Below are 21,003 nucleotides of genomic sequence, written 5' to 3'. Positions count from 1 at the left end.
TCTCCCTTACGAACTGACGTTATTTGCCCGAACCGGCGATCTGGTCGCCGTCGCGGGTGAGGTAATAGGCAAACAGGATGGGCAGCAGCGTCACCAGCACGACGACCATGGCCACGACATTGGTGACCGGGCGCTGGCGCGGGCGGATCAGCTCCTCCAGCATCCAGATCGGCACGGTCTGCTGCTGGCCGGCGGTGAAGGTGGTGACGATGACCTCGTCGAAGGACAGCGCGAAGGCGAGCATGCCGCCGGCAAGCAGCGCGGTGGCGATGTTGGGCAGCACGACATGGCGGAAGGTCTGAAAACCGTCGGCGCCGAGATCCATAGACGCCTCGATCATCGAACCGGATGTGCGGCGGAAACGGGCGACCGCATTGTTGTAGACGACGACCACGCAGAAAGTGGCGTGGCCGAGCACGATGGTCCAGAACGAGAAAGGAATGTCGGCGAGCGAAAAGGCCGAGCGGAGCGCGATACCGGTGATGATGCCGGGCAGCGCGATCGGCAGGATGACCAGCAGCGAGATGGTCTCGCGGCCGAAGAATTTCGTCCGTGACACAGCGGCGGCGCACAGCGTGCCGAGCACCAGTGCGATCGCCGTCGAGATGGTGGCGACGCGCACCGACAGCGACAGCGCTTCCCAGACGTCAGGCCGGTTCCATGTGACGGCGAACCACTGCGTGGTCAGCCCCGGCGGCGGCCAGACGAAGCTCTTCTCCTCGGTGGTGAAGGCGTAGACGAAGATCAGCAGGATCGGCAAATGCAGGAAAAGCAGGCCGCAAGCGGCGGCGATCTTCAAGCCGAGCGGAGCCGGTTGACCACGGTCAGAGCGCATCGAAAGCCCCCATGCGCTTGGCGCCCCAGAGGTAGAAACCCATGATGACGATGGGCACCACGGTGAAGGCGGCGGCGAGCGGGATGTTGCCGGCGGTCCCTTGCTGCGAATAGACGGCCTGGCCGATGAACAGGCGCGACGTGCCGATGATCTGTGGGATGATGTAATCGCCCAATGTCAGCGAGAAGGTGAAGATCGAGCCGGCGACAATGCCGGGCAGCGCCAACGGGAACAGCACGTTGCGGAAGGTCTGGCCGGGCGAAGCGCCGAGATCGGAGGAGGCTTCGACCAGATTGCCGGGCACGCGCTCGAGGGCCGCCTGTACCGGGAGGATCATGAAGGGCAGCCAGACATAGACGAAGACGATGAAGGTGCCGGTGAACGACACCGACAGCGAGTTGCCGCCGACGACCGGCAACGCCAGCCAGGCCTCGAGCAGCCACAGCACATGCAACTTGGCGAAGAGCCAGGTGAGGATGCCTTCCTTGGCCAGGATCAGCTTCCAGGCATAGATCTTGACCAGATAGCTCGACCACAGCGGCAGCATGACGCCGAGATAGAACAGCGCCTTCCAGCGACCACGGGCATAGCGCGCGGCATAGTAGGCGATCGGAAAGGCGACGATGGCCGAGGCCACGGTGACGAGAGCCGCCATCGTCACCGTGCGCAGGATGATGTCGAGATTGGCGGCCTGCAACAGGTCGCCATAGGTCTTCAGCGTGAACTGGCGGTTGATGAGGCCGGAGAACTCGTCGATGGAGAAAAAGCTCTGTGCCAGCAGCGCGAAGAGCGAGCCGATATAGACGATGCCGAGCCACAGCACCGGCGGCAAAAGCATGAGCAGCAGAAGCAGTTGCGGCCGGCGCCAGAACAGGTCCGACAGCGCGCCGCGCATGCCGCCGCTGCCTGGCAGGATGGCAGGAGCCGTGGCGCGCGGCATGGTGACATCGACGCTCATGCCGGCTCATCCATCAGATGCAGGTGCTCGCGGTTGAAGGTGAGCACCACCGCTTCGCCCTCGGCAGGCAGCACCGTGCCGGCTGGCACCACGGCGTGCAGCTTCAACCCATCGGCATCGAGCGCCAGCCTGGTGGTGGCGCCGAGATAGTTGGTCGAGATCAGGCGGGCGGCGACGCCTTCGCCGCTTGCAGCGCGGCTGACGCGAATGGATTCGGGGCGGAGGCTGCCCCAGCGGTGCTGGCCGGAATAACGCTGGACGAAATCCGGCGGCAGCACGTTGGAGGAGCCTACGAAATCGGCGACGAAGCGGGTTCTCGGCCGCTGATAAATATCCTCCGGCGTGCCGATCTGCATGATCCTGCCGTCGTTGAAGACGGCGACGCGGTCGGCCATCGACAGCGCCTCACCCTGGTCATGGGTGACGAAGACGAAGGTGATGCCGAGCGCCTTCTGCAGCGATTTCAGTTCCTCCTGCATGTTCTCGCGCAGCTTGAGGTCAAGCGCGCCGAGCGGCTCGTCGAGCAACAGCACCTTGGGCTGGTTGACCAGAGCGCGGGCGAGCGCGACGCGCTGGCGCTGGCCGCCGGAAAGCTGGCCGGGGCGGCGGGCGCCGTAGCCTGGCAGCCGCACCAGCGACAGGGCCTCCTCGGCCGCCTTGTGCCGCTCGGCCTTGCCCACGCCCTTGACCATCAGCCCATAGGCGACGTTATCAAGCACATTGAGATGCGGGAACAGCGCGTAGTCCTGGAAGACGGTGTTGACGTTGCGGCGATAGGGCGGCACGCCCTCGGCGCGCTCACCGAAGATCGAGATCGAGCCCGAAGTCGGCTGCTCGAAGCCGGCGATGAGGCGCAGGCATGTCGTCTTGCCGGACCCGGAAGGCCCGAGCATGGCGAAGAACTCGCCCGGCGCGATGTCGAGATCGACCGCGTCGACGGCGCGAACGCTGCCGAAATGGCGCGAGACTTTCTGGAAGGAGACGGCTGATGTCATGGGCTGTCCTGATCTGTCAGGCTCATCAAATTCAGGCGGCGGTGCTGCCCCTCTTCCGCCTACCGGCACCTTCTCCCCGTATAGTGACGGGGAGAAGGGACTTGGCGGAAACGCTGGCGCGACACCCCTCTCCCGTTCTTCACGGGGAGAGGGAAAGGATGAGGGGCAGCGCTATGCTCTCAGCGACGCGGAATCACCGTCCGCCGATGACGCCGATATAGTCCGACACCCAGCGGTAGTAAGGCACGCACTTGTCGTTCTGGGTGACGCATTTCGAGACCGGCGTCTTCCAGAACTTGATCTTGTCGAAATTGTCGTAGCCGTTGGTCTTGCAGCCTTCGTCGGTCAGGAGCTCGTTGCCCTTGCAGGCGGCGGGAACGACAGGGAGCGATCCGAACCAGGCCGAGACATCGCCCTGCACCTTCGGCGACAGCGAATGTTCGAGCCACATATAGGCGCAGTTTGGATGCGCCGCGTCGGCTTCCATCATGGTGGTGTCGGCCCAGCCGGTGACGCCTTCTTCCGGCACGGTCGAGGCAACCGGCTTCTTGGCGGCGACCAGCGTGTTGACCTGATACGGCCATGACCCGGAGGCGACGACGCCTTCATTCTGGAAATCGTCGACCTGGATGGCGGCGTCATGCCAGTAGCGGCCGACCAGCGTGCGCTGGACGCGCAGCAGTTCGAGCGCTGCCTTGTACTGGTCCTCGTTGAGTTCGTAGGGATCCTTGATGCCGAGTTCCGGCTTATGGAACATCAGATAGTTGGCGGCATCGGCGATGTGGATCGGCCCGTCATAGGCCTGGACGCGGCCCTTGTTAGACTTGCCGTCCGGCAGCTTCATCTCCTCGAAGACGACGTTCCAGCTCTTCGGCGCTTCCTTGAACACCTCGGTGTTGTACATCAGGATGTTCGGCCCCCACTGGTAAGGAACGCCGTAATGCACCTTGTCGACGGTGAACCAGGGGGCGTCCTTCAGCCGGTCGTCAACCGTCTTCCAGCTCGGGATGAGATCGGTGTTGATCGGCTGTACGCGCTTGCCGGCGACGAGGCGCAACGAGGCATCGCCCGAAGCCGTGACGAGGTCGAAGCCACCCTCGTTCATCAGCGAGACCATCTCGTCGGAGGTGTTGGCGGTCTTGACGTTGACCTTGCAGCCGCTCTCCTTTTCGAAGGCGGTGACCCAGTCATAGCCCTTGTCGGTCTCGCCGCGCTCGATATAGCCCGGCCAGGCAACGATGTTGACCTGGCCCTCGCCCTTGCCGAGTTCCTTGACCTGGGCGATGGCCTGACCGGAGAAGGTCAGCGCGACCGTCAGCGCCGTGCACGACTTCAGGAATGAATTCATCATCGATCTCCCATTTTGGCGCATGGCCCCGAAACCGCTCCGGTTTTCGCCAGATCACGCGCGGACTGAAAAACATATCAGTTCGTCCTGTGGACTTGATGCCACTCTGCTGGCGGCTTTGGTCCCCTGAAACCGAACGTGCTTGGAAAATTCCGGTTTCGCAAATTCATTTATCAGAACGACGATATCGGTTTTTCCGATAGACAGCCACCGCCTCAAGCATGCGCGGTCACCAGCCAGCAAGCGGCGTTAAAGCGAGCCTCACCGTCCTTAACGAAAGGCGCGAACGCAGCCGGTAACACCGTGGTGATTTTTTCGGCCGTTGCCCGGTCAACCTCGCGCAGCGCGGCGCCGAGCGGCCCTAGCCGGGTGGCATACGCCATCAGATCGCGTTGGGCGATCCGACACGGGACGTCCGCCTGTTCGACTTCGATCGAAGCCCAGCCGCTCGCTTCCAGGATCCGCTTCACCTTGGCGCCGTCGGCAAAGGCAAACTGACCCGGCGCATCGGGGTCTGGCGCCGGTGCAGGCGGCAGGAAAGGCGCAGCCGCTCGCACGGCGGTCGTCATGAAATCATTCTCGAGCGGACTGCGCCAGGCAACAAAGGCGAGTTTGCCACGGCGCCTCACGGCCTTTCTTATGTTGGTGAACGCGGCTATGGGATCATCGAAGAACATGACACCGAAGCGGGAGATTACAGCGTCGAAATGCCCGGATTCGAACGCATATGTCTGGGCATCGCCCACTTCAAAACTTGCGTTTGCTACCTCTCCCAGCTTCGTGCGCTCCGTCGCCAGGGCGACAAGCGGCTGCGAGATGTCTAGCCCCACACAATTTCCGTCGTTGCCCACGCGGCGCGCCATCGCCAGAGTCGTGGCGCCGGCACCGCAGCCGATGTCCAGGACATTGCTCCCTTCCCTGGGATAGCCGGCATCGACCACCAGCCGCTCGAACGGCGCCAGTATCTCGTCGAGGATCGGCTGCATCTCGACCCAGGCCTTTCCGCTGACATCGTTCCAGAGCGCGGCTTGGCGTGTGTTTGGCGGCGCGGATTGCGGCATAACGGACCTCGCTTTCATGTTGCTCTCACCGATCGTCGCGAGCACTCTACGAGTTCAAGCCGACTTGAGGTCAAGCATGAAAGACATGGACATTGCCGAGGTGTCGCGCCGCACCGGCGTGCCCGCCTCCACACTTCGCTACTACGAGGAGAAGGGCCTCGTCGCCTCGATCGGCCGTCGCGGCCAACGCCGCCTGTTCGACCCTGCCGTCCTGGACCGGCTCGCCTTGATCGCGCTCGGACGCGCCGGTGGATTCACACTGGACGAGATTTCCTCGATGCTGACGCCCGACGGCCTGCCGAAAATGGATCGAGGGCGCCTCGATGCCAAGGCGAACGAACTGGACCAAATCATCCAGCGCCTGAGGGCGATCCGAGACGCTTTGCGTCACGCCGCTATATGTCCGGCCGCCCGGCCGATGGAGTGTCCGACTTTCCGCCGCGCCGTCAGGCTTGCGGGCGCCGGCCGCTTCGAGGTTGCTCCGCTCGCGCCGTTCAGGGCGGAGGCGGTTTCCGTCACAAGGCGCAAGCGCGAGACTGGCGACGTTCGCCTGGAGTAGGCCATGCTAGCGGCGGACCGTGCGCTGCGACTGGGCAAGTCCGATGAAATCGCGCGCCGCCTGCGGCAGGCTGGAGCCCCGCCGCCAGACCATGCCGACCTGCACCACCGGCAAGGAGCCGGAAATATCGCGTGATTCGATGCGGTCGCCTTCGAGCGACCATGGCCGGTAGACAAGGTCGGGCAGCAGCGCCACGCCGGCACCGGTGGCGACCAGGCTGCGCACCGCTTCCACCGAACGGGTGCGGAAGGCGACATGCGGCTTGGCGCCGATCGCCGCCAGCAGCTTTCCCGTGTTTTCCTCGATCTCGTCGACGGTGAGCATGATCAGCGTCTCGCCGGCTATGTCGCCAATGCCGATGATGTCGGCGCCGGCGAGCGGGTGGCCGAGCGGCAGCCACAGCCGATAGGCCGAGACTTCGAGGATTTCCGACTGCAGCGCCGTGCGGTCGCGCAAGTTGGACGTCACCATCACGGCGATATCCAGCTTCCCGCCGATCAAGAGATGTTCGAGGTAGTCGCCATTGTCCTCGATGGCCGAGACCTCGACGCCCGGATAGGCGCGGCGGTAGCGGGCAAGCAGATCCGACAGCACATAGCCGGCGACCAGCGAGGTGACGCCAAGCTGCAGCCGCCCTCCCGCCACCGCCTGTTCGCCGGAAAAAGAGCGGCGGGCGTCGGATACGTCAGCAAGGATCTTGGTCGCGTGACGCAGGAACTGGTGGCCCTTATGGGTGATGTTGAGGCCGCGCGAATGGCGCTCGAACAATTCGACGCCGAGATCGCTTTCGAGCTCCTTGATCGCTTCGGTGACCGACGATTGCGAGATGGAGAGGTTTTGTGCGGCGCCCGACACCGTGCCTTGTTCGGCGACGGCGATGAAGAACTGCAGCTGGCGGATGGTGAAGGCCATGGCCGGACTAAACACCGGCGGCCGGGCGAAGGAAAGCCGATGGCGGAACTTATCCCATGACCGGAGACTGGTGCTCAGCCGAGCGCCAGCCTGATGCGCCGCCGCCATGCGGGGCCATAGCGCAATGCAAGCATGCAGACCGTCTCCAGCGCCACGACAATGACGATGATGCGCAAGCCCACCGTGAAGGAATCCTGGCCGCTGCCGCGCAAGAGGTAGCCGGTCAGGAGGAAGCCAGCATTCCAGATTGTGGCGCCCAGCAGCGTCGCCATCGCGAAGGGCAGTGCCGGCAGACAAAGCGCGCCCGCCGCGATCGGCAGATAGTTGCGCACCGTCGGGATGAACTGCGCCAGCAGGGACACCCGGACATGATTGCGGCGATAGGCCTGGCCGAGCTTGCGGTAGGTTGCCGGGCGCAGGAAGACATATCTGCCGACCCGTTCGATCAGCCGGTCGGCACGGTCGAATCCGATCCGGCGGCCAACCCCATACCAGACAAGGCAGCCGGCGAAGGAGGCAACCGTCGTCACCGCCAGCAGGATCGCCAGCATCGAACTGTCCGGCGCCGCCGTCATGCCGAGGAACAGCAGCAGCACATGCGAGGGCGGGATCGGGAGGATCTTCTCGGTGAAGGCGAGGCAGAAGACGCCGAACAGGCCGAAGCCGAGAATGGCCGACAACGGACCCGTCATGCGAAGCGCCAGTCATAGGTCCCGAGCGTCTTGATCCTGGCGACGCGGTAGACCGTCGCCGGCGGGAAATTGCGAAAGGTATGGCCGACCCGCGTGACTTCGAGATCTAGCCGGTCGAGCAGCGACTGATCGAACGGGCAGCGCCGGCCGAGCGTGAACTGGTAGAGCGCCCCGCCCGGGCGAAGGTTTGCGAAAACACCTTCGAGAATGGCAAGCGTCTTGTGCGGCGAAATCAGGCGGAAGGGCAGGCCGCTGATGGCGGCACCTGCCACCGGCCTAGGAAATAGCGACAGATGGCGCAGGCCGACGGCATCCATCTCGAAAATCCGGGCGGCGGGAAAGCGACGCATGAGAAGTGCCACAAAATCCGGATCGGACTCGATCAGCGTCAGATCCTCTTCCCGCACCCCGCGTGACAGCAGCGCCCGTGTGAACGGGCCGGTTCCCGGGCCAAGTTCCAACACGGGGCCGGTCTCGGGACCGATATCGCTTGTCATCAAGGCCGCCAGGCTGGAACTGGACGGTGTGACGGAGCCGATCCTGAACGGCGCCACGGTCCACGCCATGAGAAAAGACAGGGCATCATGTGCAGGCATAAGCAACCTCAATCCCGGACAAAAGTACGCCAACCAATTTGGCGCGGCGGCTTGATTTCGTTTCGGCGTCGGACCCGAACCTGTTGCATCGTCGAGCCCGACGCCTTGACGCCGGCATGGGCGGTTCCTGCCGACCGGCGCTGTTTGCCGTGGCTGGATTGCATAGACATTGCGCAATAGCTTGGACGCAAAGAAAGAACTTGCCGGCCGCCGGCCATTCGGCTTTGCCATGTCCACGCAATGTTGGCGCGGTAGCGCCCGATGCGGTGTGCACGTTGCCGGGGAGTGTGGATGCGTATCTTGCTGGTCGAAGACGAGCCCGAAATGGTCTCGGCACTGCGTGCCGCGCTGAAGCGCCACGACATGGTGGTCGATCACGCCGGCACGTTGCTTGAGGCGGAAGGCTTCGTTGCCGTCGACAGCTACGACGCCATCCTGCTCGACCGCCAGTTGCCGGACGGTGACGGGCTGTCGCTGGTGCCGAGATTGCGCTCGGCGGCGAACACCACGCCCGTGCTGGTGCTGACGGCCAAGGGCGACACGTCCGACAAGGTCGATGGGCTGGACATGGGCGCGGACGACTATCTGGCAAAGCCGTTCGCCTTCGAGGAATTGCTGGCCCGCTTGCGCGCATTGCTCAGGCGGCCGGCGCCGCTGCAGTCGCAGTTCATCCGCGCCGGCCATCTGGTGCTCGATGTCGGACATCGCGAGGCTGCGATCCGCCGCGAGCCGCTCAGCCTGCCGCGCCGCGAACTGCTGGTCTTGGAGGCGCTGATGCGGCGCACCGGGCGCATGGTGCAGCGCGAGGCGCTGATGGAAGCGGTGTTCGGCCTCGACGACGAGATCCAGTCCAATGCACTCGACACCCATGTCTCACGCCTGCGCCGCAAGCTCGCCGACGCCGATGCCGGGGTGACGATCAACGGCATTCGCGGCGTCGGCTATCTCCTGCGCGAAACGACGTGACCCTCAAGCGATGAGTATCAAGCGGCCGCGTTCGCTCAAATGGAGCCTGGTGCTGCGCATCGCCTTGCTGCAATGCGCGATGCTGACGCTGATCATCGTCGGTATTCTCGGCGCGTTGCTCGCCACCGGCCTCATTCCGCACGACTATGAGGACGGCACGATGGACGTGCTGGCGGATGCCGTGGCGCGCGACGCGGGCGGCAAGCTTGTGCTGCACGAGACCTCGGATCTGACGACGCTGCGATCCGAAGTCCCCGACCTCTGGTTCATCATCCGCGACAAGCAGGGGCAGCGGTTGCAGGAAGGCACGGTGCCGGCCATTTTCCAGCCTTTCGCCGGACTGCTGGACACGATCAGCGACGCGCGTATCGACCATTCCATCGGCGAGAGCGCGCCACCGGATGCAAAGATCCGCTGGACCGAAACGGCCGCGGGCAACCTCCAGATCTTCACCGGCACCAAGGGCGGGCTCTCGCTGCTGCGCCTGCTCGGACAGGCGCCGCAATTCTTCCTGCAAGGCATATTGCCGCTCGCCGGCCTCATGGCGCTGGCCACGCTGTTCGCGACGCCGTGGGTGGTGCGCGGCGCGCTATCGGGCCTTGGCCATGCCGCCGCCGAGGCCGAACGCATCGACATCGACCAGCGCGGCGCACAGCTGCCGCTGGAGGATGTGCCAAAGGAAGTCACGCCGCTGGTCAAGGCGGTGAACGCCGCCCTTGCACGCCTGGACAAGGGCTACGAGCGCCACAAGCGCTTCCTGACCGACGCCGCCCATGAACTCCGAACGCCGGTCGCCATCCTCAACACGCGCCTGGCCTCGCTGCCGGCGACACCGGAGCGAGCCCGGCTGCTGCAGGACGCAGCGCGGCTTTCGACGCTGACCGACCAGTTGCTCGACCTGCAACGCCTCGACCGGCAGACATCACCGCTCGATAAAGTCGATCTCGTGGCGATCGCGCGCGGCGTCATCGTCGACCTCGCGCCGATGGCGTTTTCGGCCGGATACGAGATGTCGTTCGAGCCGGAACCGGAAGCGGTTTTCGCCACCGGCGACCGCACCGCGATCGAGCGCGCCGTGACCAACATCGTCCAGAACGCCATCGAGCACGGCGGGCGCGCCGGCAAGATCACCGTCAGTGTCACAGCTCCGGCCGTCATCGAGGTGCGGGACGAAGGCGACGGCGTACCGCCAGCCGAGCGCGAACGCATTTTCGAGCCCTTCTACCGGCTGCGCCCGCAGGATCACGGCGCCGGGCTCGGGCTCAACCTGGTGCAGGAAATCATGCAGTTGCATGGCGGGCGCATCGAGATTCTCGACGGCAAGCCGAGCGGCGCCCGCTTCCGGATGAGTTTTCGCGCCTTGCCGGCATAGCACTGCCTAAACGACAAAATTGCGTTGGCGTGTTTGACATCTTTGAAATCGTAACTAAATAAGTTACATGAAACGCAACAGCCGACTGTCCTCCACCTTGCATATTCTCGTCCACATGGCCGAGAAGCCAGAGCACGCGCTTACCTCCGAGCAGCTTGCCACCTTCATCCACACCAATCCGGTGGTGGTGCGTCGCACCATCGCCGGCTTGCGAGACGCCGGCATCGTCACCTCGTCGCGCGGGCATGGTGGCGGCTGGCTGCTCGGGCGCGCGCCCGAAAACATCTCGCTGGCCGAGATCAGCACCGCGCTTGGCGAGACGCTGCTGCCGTTCAGCACCGCGCCGGAAAGCCCGGGCTGCCTTGTCGAACAAGCGGTGATCGCCGTGCTCGACGATTTTCGCGTTGCGGCCGAAAAGCTGCTGGCGGAGAAGCTCAGCCGCATCACGCTGGCCGACCTGACCGCCGATTTCCGCCGCCGTTATGACCTCATCGGAGTCTCCAGCCATGCAGTATGATCTCGCCGTCATCGGCGGCAGCTTTGCCGGCCTGTCCGCCGCCACCCAGGCGGCGCGGGCGCGGCGCAACGTGCTGGTGATCGACGCCGGCCAGCCGCGCAACCGTTTCGCCGCGCATTCGCATGGCTTTCTCGGCCAGGACGGGCGCACGCCAGGCGCCATCCTCGACGATGCAAGGCGGCAATTGCTGGCCTATCCCACAGCCAGACTTGTCGATGCCCGTGCGGACAGAGCCGTCGCCAACAGCAGCAGCGATTTCGAGATCACCACCGATGACGGCGAGATATTCGGCGCGGCGCGGCTGGTGCTGGCCACCGGCGTGCGCGACATCCTGCCGGGGGTTCACGGGCTTGCCGAGCAATGGGGCAAGACCGTGTTGCACTGCCCCTATTGCCACGGCTACGAGGTCTCCGGCGGGCAGCTTGGCGTGCTCGCGACCGGCCCGATGTCCATGCATCAGGCGCAGCTGATCGCCGATTGGGGCGACGTCACGCTGTTCGGAAACGGCCAGATCGAGCCTGACGCCGAGCAGATGCTCGCTTTGGATGGCAAAAAAGTCAGGTTCGAACCCGCGATCGTCAGCGAACTCAGGGAAGACAGCTCCGGCGGTTTGATCGTCCACCTCGACGGCGGCCGGACGGCCGGCGTCAGGGCGATGTTCACCGCGCCGCGCAACACGATGACGAGCCCGCTGGCCGAGCAACTCGGCTGCGGCCTCAAGGACGGCCTGCTCGGCCCGATGATATCTGTCGATGACCGGCAGCAGACGACAATTCCCGGCGTCTATGCCGCCGGAGACGCAGCACGCGCGATGCACAACATCGCCTTCGCTGTATCGGGCGGGACTTTTGCCGGCGTATGCGCCCACCAGTCGCTGGTGTTCGGCTAAAATCCGGCTTCGCCGCCGGCGATGCTGAGCCGCGCGCCGGCCTGCGCCAGCGCCGCGGCTATGTCGTGCGGCGGCGAACGGTCGGTGGCGAGTTCGGAAAAGCCGTCGAAGCCACAGACCTGGACCAGGCCCTGGCGGCCGAACTTGGTGTGGTCGGTGATGACGAGCGAACGCTGGCCACGCGACAGCACCATGCGGGCGAATGCGGCCTCTTCCAGATCGTAGTCCATGACCCCCGTCACCGCATCGACGGCGCCGGTGGAGATGATGGCATGGCTGACGGAGAAGCGGCTGACGAACTCGATGGCCGAAGTGCCGAACGCGGCACCTGAATCGCTGCGCAATTCGCCGCCGGCCATGTAGACCTTGTTGCCGTTGATGGTGGCTAGCGTGCGGGCGATATCGGAAGAGTTGGTGACGACCGTCAGGCGCCGGTGGCCGAGCAGTTCCCGGGCCAGGAACGAGGTCGTGGTGCCGGTGTCCAGCATGACCGATTCCCCGTCGCGGATGGTGGCGGCGACCATGCGGGCAATGATGCGCTTGGCATCGGCATTCTCGCGCATGCGCCGTTCGAACGGCGCCTCGCCGACCATGGATGGCAGGCCGATGGCGCCATGCATCTTCAGAACCGACCCGTCGCTGGTGAGTGGCTTGACGTCGCGACGCACGGTTTCCAATGAAACACCCAGCCGATCGGCCAGGCTGGCGATGGTGACGGTTCCTTCTTCCTGCAGCAGACGCAGGATCTCGCCATGGCGTTTTGAATGGACCATTGGGTTTCCCAAGCTTCGCCTTTTGACCGATTTTAAGGTAATTCAAGCACTTTTAAAGATATCGCCCCTTGGTTTCGGGCAAAATACCCAAAAAAAGTCACATCTTTTTATTGACAACCGAGCAACCCTGGCGTGAAATCCAGGGCATCAGCAGAGGTTCGGAGCTGCAACGGGAGGGCGATGGCAGAGCCGCAACTCACTGGCCAGGCGGTCTTGAACGCGTCTGGCGCAAGGAATTTTCAGATCCGCGGGGGCGGATGCCGGGATCAGAATCCTGGCCAAGGGGCTCGTCGGTGCGGTGCGGGATACCGATCCTGGCGTCCCGCACCGACGAGATTATTTGCGTTTCTCCCCGCTCTCGTCGCGCTGTCCATGGCGCCTTGTCGAAGCCCAGCAAACCAGGCCAGCAAACCAGGGATAATCCCGTGATTGCCGAAGATCGCATCCGCGCCCTGCCGTGCTGGACCGGCGCCATCGAGATCGCCCCCCTGCCCGGCGGCCTGAGCAATGCCAATTATGTGGTCAGTGACGCTGCCGGCAAACATGTCGTGCGCTTCGGCCAGGACTATCCCTTCCACCATGTCTTCCGCGAGCGCGAGGTGATGACCGCGCGGGCGGCCCATGCCGCCGGCTTCGCGCCGGCCGTGCACTATTCCGAACCCGGCATCCTGGTGACGCAGTTTCTCGGCGCCAGGACTTTCCTCGCCGAAGACGTGCGCGCCAATCTCGGCCGTGTGGCGGCTCTGCTGCGATCCTTCCATCGCGAGATGCCGAACCATGTCTCCGGAGCCGGCTTCATGTTCTGGGTGTTCCACGTCATCCGCGACTATGCGCGCACACTCGAGGAAGGCAACAGCCGCAAGCGCAGCGACTTGCCGCGCCTGCTGACGCTGGCCGACGAGCTTGAGCGGGCGCAGAAGCTGCTGCCGATCGTCTTCGGTCACAACGATCTTTTGCCGGCCAACATTCTCGACGACGGCAACAGGTTGTGGCTGATCGATTTCGAATATGCCGGCTTCAACACGGCAATGTTCGACCTTGCCGGCGTCGCCTCGAACGCCGGGATGAGCGACGAGGAATCCTTCGCCTTCCTGACCGCCTATTTCATGAAGGAACCGGACGCCGCGATCCGCCGCTCGCACGCTGCCATGCAATGCGCCTCGCTGCTGCGCGAGGCGATGTGGAGCATGGTGTCGGAACTCTATCTGGACGCGCCCGGCATCGACTACGTCGCCTACACCGAGGAAAATCTGGTGCGGCTCGACGCGGCGCTGGAAAACTACCGGACAAAATACGGGATCCTGAAATCATGACCTTGCCCAGCCAGGCCGCCATCGTCGTCATCGGCGGCGGCATCATCGGCTGCTCGACGGCCTATCATCTGGCGCGCGACCATAAGGCCGACGTCGTTCTGCTCGAACAAGGCAAGCTGACCTCGGGCTCGACCTGGCACGCCGCCGGCCTGGTCGGGCAATTGCGCTCGTCCGCCTCGATCACCCGGGTGCTCAAATACTCGGTCGACCTCTATAAGGGGCTGGAGGCCGAAACCGGCCTTGCCACCGGCTGGAAAATGACCGGCTGCCTGCGGCTCGCCACCAATGCCGACCGCTGGACCGAGTACAAAAGGCTGGCGACGACGGCGAAGAGTTTCGGCATGGACATGCATCTTTTGTCCCCGGCCGAGGTCAAGGCGATGTGGCCGCTGATGGAAACCGGCGATCTGGTCGGTGCTTCCTGGCTGCCGACCGACGGCCAGGCCAGCCCCTCCGACATCACCCAATCGCTGGCCAAGGGCGCGCGCATGCATGGCGCGAAGCTGTTCGAGAATGTCCGCGTCATTGGCTTCGAGATGAAGGGCGGCCGCATCACGGCGGTGAAGACCGATCAAGGCGACATCGCCTGCGACAAGGTGGTGAACTGCGGGGGACAATGGGCGCGGCAGGTTGGCGCCATGGCCGGCATCAACGTGCCGCTGCAGCCGGTGAAGCACCAATACATCATCACCGAGAAGATCGATGGACTGGCGACGGACGCGCCGACGCTGCGCGACCCCGACCGGCGTACCTATTTCAAGGAGGAGGTCGGCGGACTGGTGATGGGTGGCTATGAGCCGAACCCGCAGGCATGGGCGACCGATCTCCCAGGGGGCGACGTGCCCAATGACTGGGAGTTCCGGCTGTTCGACGACGACTACGACCATTTCGAGCAGCATATGACACAGGCGATCGCGCGTGTGCCGGCGCTGGAAACCGTCGGCGTCAAGCAGATGATCAACGGGCCGGAAAGCTTCACGCCGGACGGCAATTTCATCCTCGGCACGGCGCCCGAATGCGCCAACATGTTCGTCGGCGCCGGCTTCAACGCCTTCGGCATCGCCTCTGGCGGCGGCGCCGGCTGGGTGCTGGCACAATGGGTGGTCGACGGCGAGGCGCCGCTCGACCTGTGGGTGGTCGACATCAGGCGCTTTTCCAACCTGCATCGCGACCGCCAATGGGTGCGCGAGCGCACGCTGGAGGCTTATGGCAAGCATTACACGATCGGCTTCCCGCATGAGGAATATGCCAGCGGCCGGCCGCGCATCGTCTCGCCGCTTTACGGCAGGCTGAAGCAGCAGCGCGCCGTGTTCGGCTCGAAGCTCGGCTGGGAGCGGCCGAACTGGTTCGCGCCGCAAGGCGTCGAGCCGCGGGACCTCTATTCCATGGGCCGGCAGAACTGGTTTTCGGCGGTCGGCGACGAGCACAGGCATGTGCGCGAGAAGGTCGGCGTCTTCGACCAGTCGTCCTTCGCCAAATACGAATTGAGCGGACCCGACGCGGCCAAGGCGCTCGACTGGATCTGTGCCAACGACGTCAGCAAGCCGGTCGGAAGGCTGACCTACACGCAGCTTCTCAACACGCGCGGCGGCATCGAGGCCGACCTGACCGTGGCGCGGCTGGCCGAGGAGAAATTCTACATCGTCACAGGCACCGGCTTCCGCACGCATGATGCCTCGTGGATCAGCGACCATATCGGTGAGGGTCACGATGCGGAGTTGACCGATGTCACCGAGGATTTCGGCACGCTGTCGCTGATGGGTCCGCGGGCGCGCGACGTGCTCGCCGCGGTGACCGATGCCGATGTGTCGAATGCTTCGTTCCCGTTCGGCCATGTGCGCGAGATCGCCATCGCCGGCCACACGATTCGGGCGCTGCGTGTCACCTATGTCGGCGAACTCGGCTGGGAACTGCATGTGCCGATCGCCGCGACAGGCGAAGTCTTCGACGCGCTGATGGCGGCCGGCAAGACGCACGGCATCCGCCCGGTCGGCTACCGGGCGCTGGAATCGCTGCGGCTGGAAAAGGGCTACCGCGCCTGGGGATCCGACATCACACCCAACGACACGCCGCAGGAAGCCGGGCTCGGCTGGGCGGTCAAACTCAGGAAGAACACCGATTTCGTCGGACGACGCGCACTGGAGAAGGTTGTCGGCGCGCCGTTGAAGAAGCGCTTTGCCGGCTTCACGGTCGACAATCCGGAGATCGTGCTGCTCGGCCGGGAGACCATCCTGCGCAATGGCGAGCCGGTCGGCTATCTGACCAGCGGCGGCTATGGCTACACGCTGGGCAAGAACATCGGCTACGGCTATGTGCGCAACGGCGACGGGGTGAGCGACGATTTCCTCGCCGCGGGCGACTACGAGCTGGTTGTCGCAATGGAGCGGACGCCCGCCAGAATCCATCTCGAGCCGATGTTCGACCCGACAGCGGGGAGGGTAAAAGCCTAGTTCACCCGCAAGGCGAGGCCGCGGCTGGGCACGGTGTCGGCTTCGCCCGGCATCGAGACGTAAGGGCGCGTTTCCTCGGCACGGGTGACGACGCCTTGTGCTTCGAGTTCGGCGATGCGTGCGGCAAAACCCTGATCCCACAGCGTGTTCTTGACCGTCAGCACGATGATCCCGCCGGGGCGGCAGATACGGATCAGCTCATCCAGCCCTTCGACGCCGACATGGCCTGAAGTGAAGACACCGGCCGAGACGATCCCGGCATAAGCATCGTCGGCAAAGGGAAGCGTGCCGCCGAGCGCGAGGCAATGCAGCGCGGAATAGACACCCTTGCGGGCGGCCTGATCCAGCATGCCTTGCGAGATGTCCAGCGCCTCGACTTCAGGATAGCCTGATATATCGAGCCATTCGCCGATGAGCCCGGTGCCCGCGCCTGCATCGAGCAACGGCGTCGCGCCGCGCGGCAGATGGCGGGTCAGCAGAGCCAGACAGATCGTCGGATGACGATAACCGGCGGCCGACATGTCGGTGTCATAGGTCTGCGACCAGCGGTCATAGAGTGCGGCCACCTCCTCCGGGCGTTTGGCTGCGTAGGCCGCGCTGAGCGCGTCCAAATGTTTACCGTCCGTCATCGCTGCTGTGTCGCCTGATCGAGTTGCCTTTGATCGGATGATAGCCAAACGACGAAAATTGTGGAACCGTTGCAGAGAGAAATAACGGCGTGGGGGCGCGGGCATGGTGACAGACGAAGCGCGGGCAAAGCTGGCCGCCATTCCCATGCTTGCCGACTATACCGGGCCGCTGGAGCGACTTGGCGGCCTCACCAATCTCGTCTTCAGGGCCGGCGATCTCTGCCTGCGCATTCCAGGCAAAGGTACTGAGGAATACATCAACCGCGCCAACGAAGCGGTGGCCGCGCGCGAGGCGGCTAAAGCCGGCGTCAGCCCGCAAGTGCTGCATGCCGACGCCGATACCGGCGTGATGGTGACGCGCTTCATCGCGGGCGCGCAGACCATGTCGCCGGAGAAATTCAGGGAGAGGGCGGGCAGCCCCGCCCGGGCCGGCGAAGCCTTCCGCAAGCTGCACGCGTCCGGTGCGATGTTCCCCTTCCGCTTCGAACTGTTTTCGATGATCGACGACTATCTCAAGGTGCTGTCGACCAAGGACGTCACCCTGCCAGCCGGCTATCACGACGTGGTGCGCGAGGCTGGCAGCGTGCGCTCGGCGCTTGCCGCTCATCCGCTCCCCCTCGTCGCTTGCCACTGCGATCCGCTGTGCGAAAACTTCCTCGATACGGGCGAGCGGATGTGGATCGTCGACTGGGAATATTCGGGGATGAACGACCCGCTCTGGGATCTCGGCGACCTCAGCGTGGAAGGCAAGTTCGATGCGGACCAGGACGAAGAGCTGATGCGCGCCTATTTCGGCGGCGAGGCGCGGCCGGCGGAGTGCGGCCGCGTCGTCATCTACAAGGCCATGTGCGATCTGCTCTGGACGCTGTGGGGGCTGATCCAGCTTGCCAACGAAAATCCCGTCGACGATTTCCGGGCCTATGCCGACGGCCGCTTCGCCCGCTGCAAGGCGTTGATGGAGACGCCGGAGTTTTCACGGCACCTGGCGGCTGTGCGTACGGGTTAAAGCAATTCCATGCGGCAAGGGCTCCAGCCTACCTGAAAACCCTCTCTATTTCAGTCAAAGTCACCGTGTCGTCAGACCTTTTGCAATACCAAATGATCAGCGCGATGGGACCGATGGGGAACAATCCAGCAAGGAGTTGATGCCAACCGCTTCTGTTGATGTCATGCAGCCGGCGAGCGGTCATGGCAAGCGTCGGCAGAAGGATGGCAAGATTCCAGATCGATGAGATGATTTCATTCTTCACGATGGCATCGACTATGACAGAACGACGCCGCCAATGAAAATGAAGAGGTAGGAATACCAGAACTCCGAGCGGCTGGCCCTGCCGGAAAAATTCACATAATTTCGAAAGAAGCTTGAAACTGCTTCACCGAAATTCATCGAAGGCGGCATTTCTCCGAATCGGTTCGCACCGGCTGGCGCTGCTCTTAGAACAAACACCAGCGGCAAGCCGATCAGGATCAAAACGATCAGCCAATGCCATATGGAAAAACTTCCCATCATCACCCCGTCTGTCGCAGTTTTCTTGAGATGTTGATCCAGCCTCTCCCAGGCAAGAATCAATCCCGTATTGCGCCCGAAAGGCAAGGTACACGGCAAAGTATCGATGTAAATATCGGATTTTCTGACCGGAAACTCCAACAATTCCGGATGATAGCCTTCGGCCGCTAGATGCGGAGCTTTGAAAAGGCTGCGTGTGATGTGCCGTATGCTTTGCTTGGCCGCAATCGCGGACGGAAAGCCTTCTCACACTTTCCTGGAACCCGCTTTAATTCACGCCCTTCGGTACGTTTTCGGGCGGCACCGTGGTGTCGACCACCTTCTGGCGGTGGAAAATGAACAGGCCGGCCAGAACGATGATGCCGGAGCCGATCAGGATGCGCGGACCGGGGACGTCGCCGAAGAACACCAGCCCGAACACCACGGCCCACAGGAGCAGCGTGTAGTGCAGCGGCGCCAGCGTCGAGGCCGGGGCCAGCTTGAGCGCCCGCGTGATCATCAGATGGGCGCTGCAGGAAACGATGCCGAGCAGCAGCATGGCGCCGAAATCGAGCGCCGACGGCGTTTGCCAGGCGCCGATGGTCAGCACGCCGCCGACCAGCAGCGTGCCGATGGTCTGCCATGTCACCAGATTGGTGTCGCTGGTGCCGCGCAGGCGCCGGTTGAGGATGATGGCGAAGGCAAAGGCGATGCTGCCGGCGAGCGCGAAGCTCGACGACAGCGAGAACGCCGCAGAGGACGGCTTCAGCATGATCACCACGCCGCAGAAGCCGAGCAGGATCGCCACCCAGCGGCGCCAGCCGACCTTTTCGCCGAGCAACAGGTGCGAGAGCGCCGCGACATAGATCGGTCCCGCCATGTAGAAACTCATGACGTCGGCAAGCGGCAGATAGACGACCGCGGCATAGAAAAGTGCGGTGTCGAGCGTGGTCATGACGACACGCAAGATCTGCAGTTCAGGGCGTTCCATGCGAAACAGCTTGGCCGCACCCTGATGCGCAATCATCGGCCCGAGAACGAAGAAGGCGCCTATGGAGCGGATCAGCACCACCTGGCCGACGGAAAAGCTGGCGACCAGCCACTTGCCCATCGCATCGTTCAGCGCAAACAGGAAGTCGCCGGCCAGCATCAGCAGAATGCCGGCCAGAAGCACGTTCCTGATCGTGGAATTCTGCGCAACGGGTTGCGTCATGCCGATCCCAATTCCTCCCTCGCCTAAGTCGCGTCGTAGACGGAAGCGGCGGCTTTGACGAGAAGAATCCGGGAAATCGCGAGACCAGGACCGGGAATCGGCTGGGCCTACGTGGCTCTGTGCCTGCGGTTGACCAGCGCCGGCCGGCCCGAAATGGAAAGCCTTGTATCCTGCCGCGTCCGTTCCGCCACCACCTTGCCCCTGGCTATGACGCAGATGCGCTCGGCGCGCAGGCGCAGGGCCTCGATCGGATTGCCGGCGTCGAGGATGACAAGGCTGGCGCGCTTGCCGACGGCGAGGCCGAGGTGGTCGAGACCCATGATGGCGGCGTTGACGTTGGTGACCATGTCGAAGCAGCGCGCCATGTCGGCCGGGCTCGACATCTGCGCGACGTGCAGGCCCATGAAGGCGACGTCGAGCATGTCGGCGGTGCCCAGCGAATACCAGGGATCGAGCACGCAATCCTGACCCCAGCCGACACGGATGCCGATCGCCTGCATCTCCTTGACCCGGGTCAGGCCGCGGCGCTTCGGGAATGTATCGTGGCGGCCCTGCAGCATGATGTTGATCAGCGGATTGGGGATAGCCGAAACGCCGGCCTCGGCGATCAGCGGCAGCAGCTTCGAGACATAGTAATTGTCCATCGAATGCATCGAGGTGAGGTGCGAGCCGGCCACCTTGCCCTGCAGGCCAAGGCGCTGCGTTTCATAGGCCAGTTGCTCGATGTGGCGCGACAGCGGGTCGTCGGTCTCGTCGCAATGCAGGTCGACCATCAGGCCACGTTTGGCCGCGATCTCGCACAGTTCTGTCACCGAGCGCGTGCCGTCGGCCATGGTACGCTCGAAATGCGGAATGCCGCCGACGATATCGACGCCCATGTCCAGCGCACGGATTGTGTTTTCACGCGCCTTCGGCGAGCGGTAGAAACCGTCCTGCGGAAAGGCCACGAGCTGGAGGTCGATATAGGGCGCGATCGTTTTCTTGACGTCGAGCAGGGCCTCGACCGCCAGCAGCCTGTCGTCGCAGACGTCGACATGAGTGCGGATGGCCAGCAGGCCCATCGACACCGCCCAGTCGCAATAGGCGAGCGCCCGGTCGCGCACCGCCTCATGCGTCAAAAGCGGCTTCAGCTCACCCCATAGCGCAATGCCTTCCAGCAGCGTGCCCGAGGCGTTGATGCGCGGAATACCATAGGACAGCGTGGCATCCATGTGGAAATGCGGATCGACAAAGGGGGGCGAGACCAGATTCCCGCTGGCATCGACCTCGGTCCGGGCGGAACCCTGCAATTCGGGCTCGATCGCCGCGATCGTCTCGTCGCTAATGCCGATATCGGCAATCCTGCCATCCGGCAGCGTGCCACCACGAACGATAAGGTCGAAATCCATCTGTCGTCATCTCGCCTGAAGAATCACTTTGCCATGGTGTCCCAAAAGACC

General features: G+C 63.9%; 20 protein-coding genes and 1 pseudogene. 8 read left to right on the top strand and 13 right to left on the bottom strand.

Annotated features, from left to right (window positions below; genetic code table 11):
• Positions 1-19 precede the first annotated feature (19 nt).
• The 5 genes from ACLGL5_RS09875 to ACLGL5_RS09855 form a co-directional block, all read right to left on the bottom strand.
• Positions 20-835, bottom strand: a complete 816-nt coding sequence (locus ACLGL5_RS09875; RefSeq protein WP_069090895.1) for an ABC transporter permease — start codon at positions 833-835, stop codon at positions 20-22.
• Positions 825-1,775 carry an ABC transporter permease gene (locus ACLGL5_RS09870; RefSeq protein WP_208645779.1) on the bottom strand — a complete coding sequence of 317 codons (951 nt, stop codon included), beginning with the start codon at positions 1,773-1,775 and terminating at the stop codon, positions 825-827. The genes ACLGL5_RS09875 and ACLGL5_RS09870 overlap by 11 nt, the downstream gene beginning before the upstream one ends.
• 14 nt (positions 1,776-1,789) lie before the next feature.
• Positions 1,790-2,788, bottom strand: coding sequence for an ABC transporter ATP-binding protein (locus ACLGL5_RS09865; protein ID WP_069090893.1), 999 nt, complete (start codon positions 2,786-2,788; stop codon positions 1,790-1,792).
• Positions 2,789-2,981: 193 nt separating this feature from the next.
• Entirely contained in the window at positions 2,982-4,136 is a 1,155-nt protein-coding gene (locus ACLGL5_RS09860; RefSeq protein WP_027047698.1) for an ABC transporter substrate-binding protein, read from the bottom strand.
• 215 nt (positions 4,137-4,351) lie between these two features.
• Positions 4,352-5,242: a class I SAM-dependent methyltransferase gene (locus tag ACLGL5_RS09855; RefSeq protein WP_236952169.1), complete on the bottom strand. Its 891-nt coding sequence runs from the start codon at positions 5,240-5,242 to the stop codon at positions 4,352-4,354.
• A 31-nt stretch (positions 5,243-5,273) separates the two neighbouring features.
• Here ACLGL5_RS09855 and ACLGL5_RS09850 point away from each other — a divergent pair, with 31 nt between their 5' ends.
• Complete coding sequence (locus ACLGL5_RS09850) at positions 5,274-5,756, top strand: helix-turn-helix domain-containing protein (RefSeq protein ID WP_069090892.1); 483 nt, start codon at positions 5,274-5,276, stop codon at positions 5,754-5,756.
• Positions 5,757-5,762: 6 nt separating this feature from the next.
• Here ACLGL5_RS09850 and ACLGL5_RS09845 read toward each other — a convergent pair whose 3' ends face one another.
• From ACLGL5_RS09845 to ACLGL5_RS09835, 3 genes are all read right to left on the bottom strand, one after another.
• On the bottom strand, positions 5,763-6,668 hold the full coding sequence (locus tag ACLGL5_RS09845) for a LysR family transcriptional regulator (protein WP_069093259.1): 906 nt from the start codon (positions 6,666-6,668) through the stop codon (positions 5,763-5,765).
• Positions 6,669-6,742: 74 nt separating this feature from the next.
• Positions 6,743-7,360: a DedA family protein gene (locus ACLGL5_RS09840; protein ID WP_038651885.1), complete on the bottom strand. Its 618-nt coding sequence runs from the start codon at positions 7,358-7,360 to the stop codon at positions 6,743-6,745.
• Positions 7,357-7,857 carry a class I SAM-dependent methyltransferase gene (locus tag ACLGL5_RS09835; protein WP_245307019.1) on the bottom strand — a complete coding sequence of 167 codons (501 nt, stop codon included), beginning with the start codon at positions 7,855-7,857 and terminating at the stop codon, positions 7,357-7,359. Before ACLGL5_RS09835 ends, ACLGL5_RS09840 begins: the two co-directional genes overlap by 4 nt.
• Before the next feature lie 390 nt (positions 7,858-8,247).
• Between ACLGL5_RS09835 and ACLGL5_RS09830 the strand changes: the two genes are divergently transcribed.
• From ACLGL5_RS09830 to ACLGL5_RS09815, 4 genes are all read left to right on the top strand, one after another.
• A complete protein-coding gene (locus tag ACLGL5_RS09830) occupies positions 8,248-8,922 on the top strand; it encodes a response regulator transcription factor (RefSeq protein WP_038651880.1) in 675 nt (224 codons plus the stop codon).
• Between the two features lie 10 nt (positions 8,923-8,932).
• The gene (locus ACLGL5_RS09825) at positions 8,933-10,294 is read left to right on the top strand and encodes a sensor histidine kinase (protein ID WP_069090890.1); all 1,362 of its coding nucleotides are present in this window, start codon (positions 8,933-8,935) and stop codon (positions 10,292-10,294) included.
• Positions 10,295-10,361: 67 nt separating this feature from the next.
• Positions 10,362-10,811, top strand: a complete 450-nt coding sequence (locus tag ACLGL5_RS09820; protein ID WP_038651875.1) for an RrF2 family transcriptional regulator — start codon at positions 10,362-10,364, stop codon at positions 10,809-10,811.
• Positions 10,801-11,700 (top strand): NAD(P)/FAD-dependent oxidoreductase, encoded by a 900-nt coding sequence (locus ACLGL5_RS09815; protein ID WP_069090889.1) that lies wholly within the window; start codon positions 10,801-10,803, stop codon positions 11,698-11,700. Before ACLGL5_RS09820 ends, ACLGL5_RS09815 begins: the two co-directional genes overlap by 11 nt.
• Here ACLGL5_RS09815 and ACLGL5_RS09810 read toward each other — a convergent pair.
• Positions 11,697-12,473 (bottom strand): DeoR/GlpR family DNA-binding transcription regulator, encoded by a 777-nt coding sequence (locus ACLGL5_RS09810; protein WP_069090888.1) that lies wholly within the window; start codon positions 12,471-12,473, stop codon positions 11,697-11,699. The two genes, ACLGL5_RS09815 and ACLGL5_RS09810, sit on opposite strands and share 4 nt — an antisense overlap.
• 425 nt (positions 12,474-12,898) lie before the next feature.
• Here ACLGL5_RS09810 and ACLGL5_RS09805 point away from each other — a divergent pair, with 425 nt between their 5' ends.
• Together ACLGL5_RS09805 and ACLGL5_RS09800 are read left to right on the top strand one after the other, a co-directional pair.
• The gene (locus tag ACLGL5_RS09805) at positions 12,899-13,786 is read left to right on the top strand and encodes a phosphotransferase family protein (protein WP_019862935.1); all 888 of its coding nucleotides are present in this window, start codon (positions 12,899-12,901) and stop codon (positions 13,784-13,786) included.
• Positions 13,783-16,236, top strand: coding sequence for a GcvT family protein (locus ACLGL5_RS09800; protein WP_069090887.1), 2,454 nt, complete (start codon positions 13,783-13,785; stop codon positions 16,234-16,236). The genes ACLGL5_RS09805 and ACLGL5_RS09800 overlap by 4 nt, the downstream gene beginning before the upstream one ends.
• On the opposite strand, the gene ACLGL5_RS09795 is transcribed toward ACLGL5_RS09800, so the two are convergent.
• Positions 16,233-16,865, bottom strand: coding sequence for a class I SAM-dependent DNA methyltransferase (locus tag ACLGL5_RS09795; protein WP_019862933.1), 633 nt, complete (start codon positions 16,863-16,865; stop codon positions 16,233-16,235). The two genes, ACLGL5_RS09800 and ACLGL5_RS09795, sit on opposite strands and share 4 nt — an antisense overlap.
• 103 nt (positions 16,866-16,968) lie before the next feature.
• On the opposite strand from ACLGL5_RS09795, the gene ACLGL5_RS09790 reads away from it, so the two are divergent.
• Positions 16,969-17,871: a phosphotransferase family protein gene (locus ACLGL5_RS09790; protein WP_069090886.1), complete on the top strand. Its 903-nt coding sequence runs from the start codon at positions 16,969-16,971 to the stop codon at positions 17,869-17,871.
• 28 nt (positions 17,872-17,899) lie between these two features.
• Here ACLGL5_RS09790 and ACLGL5_RS09785 read toward each other — a convergent pair.
• From ACLGL5_RS09785 to ACLGL5_RS09775, 3 genes and pseudogenes are all read right to left on the bottom strand, one after another.
• Positions 17,900-18,372: pseudogene (locus ACLGL5_RS09785) on the bottom strand (DUF805 domain-containing protein).
• Positions 18,373-18,640: 268 nt separating this feature from the next.
• Positions 18,641-19,564 (bottom strand): DMT family transporter, encoded by a 924-nt coding sequence (locus ACLGL5_RS09780; RefSeq protein ID WP_019862930.1) that lies wholly within the window; start codon positions 19,562-19,564, stop codon positions 18,641-18,643.
• A 107-nt stretch (positions 19,565-19,671) separates the two neighbouring features.
• Positions 19,672-20,952, bottom strand: a complete 1,281-nt coding sequence (locus tag ACLGL5_RS09775) for an amidohydrolase family protein (protein ID WP_069090885.1) — start codon at positions 20,950-20,952, stop codon at positions 19,672-19,674.
• Positions 20,953-21,003 lie beyond the last annotated feature (51 nt).

It is taken from the genome of Mesorhizobium sp. U510 (genome assembly GCF_059180695.1).
This window is presented reverse-complemented; position numbering and strand designations above follow the sequence as displayed.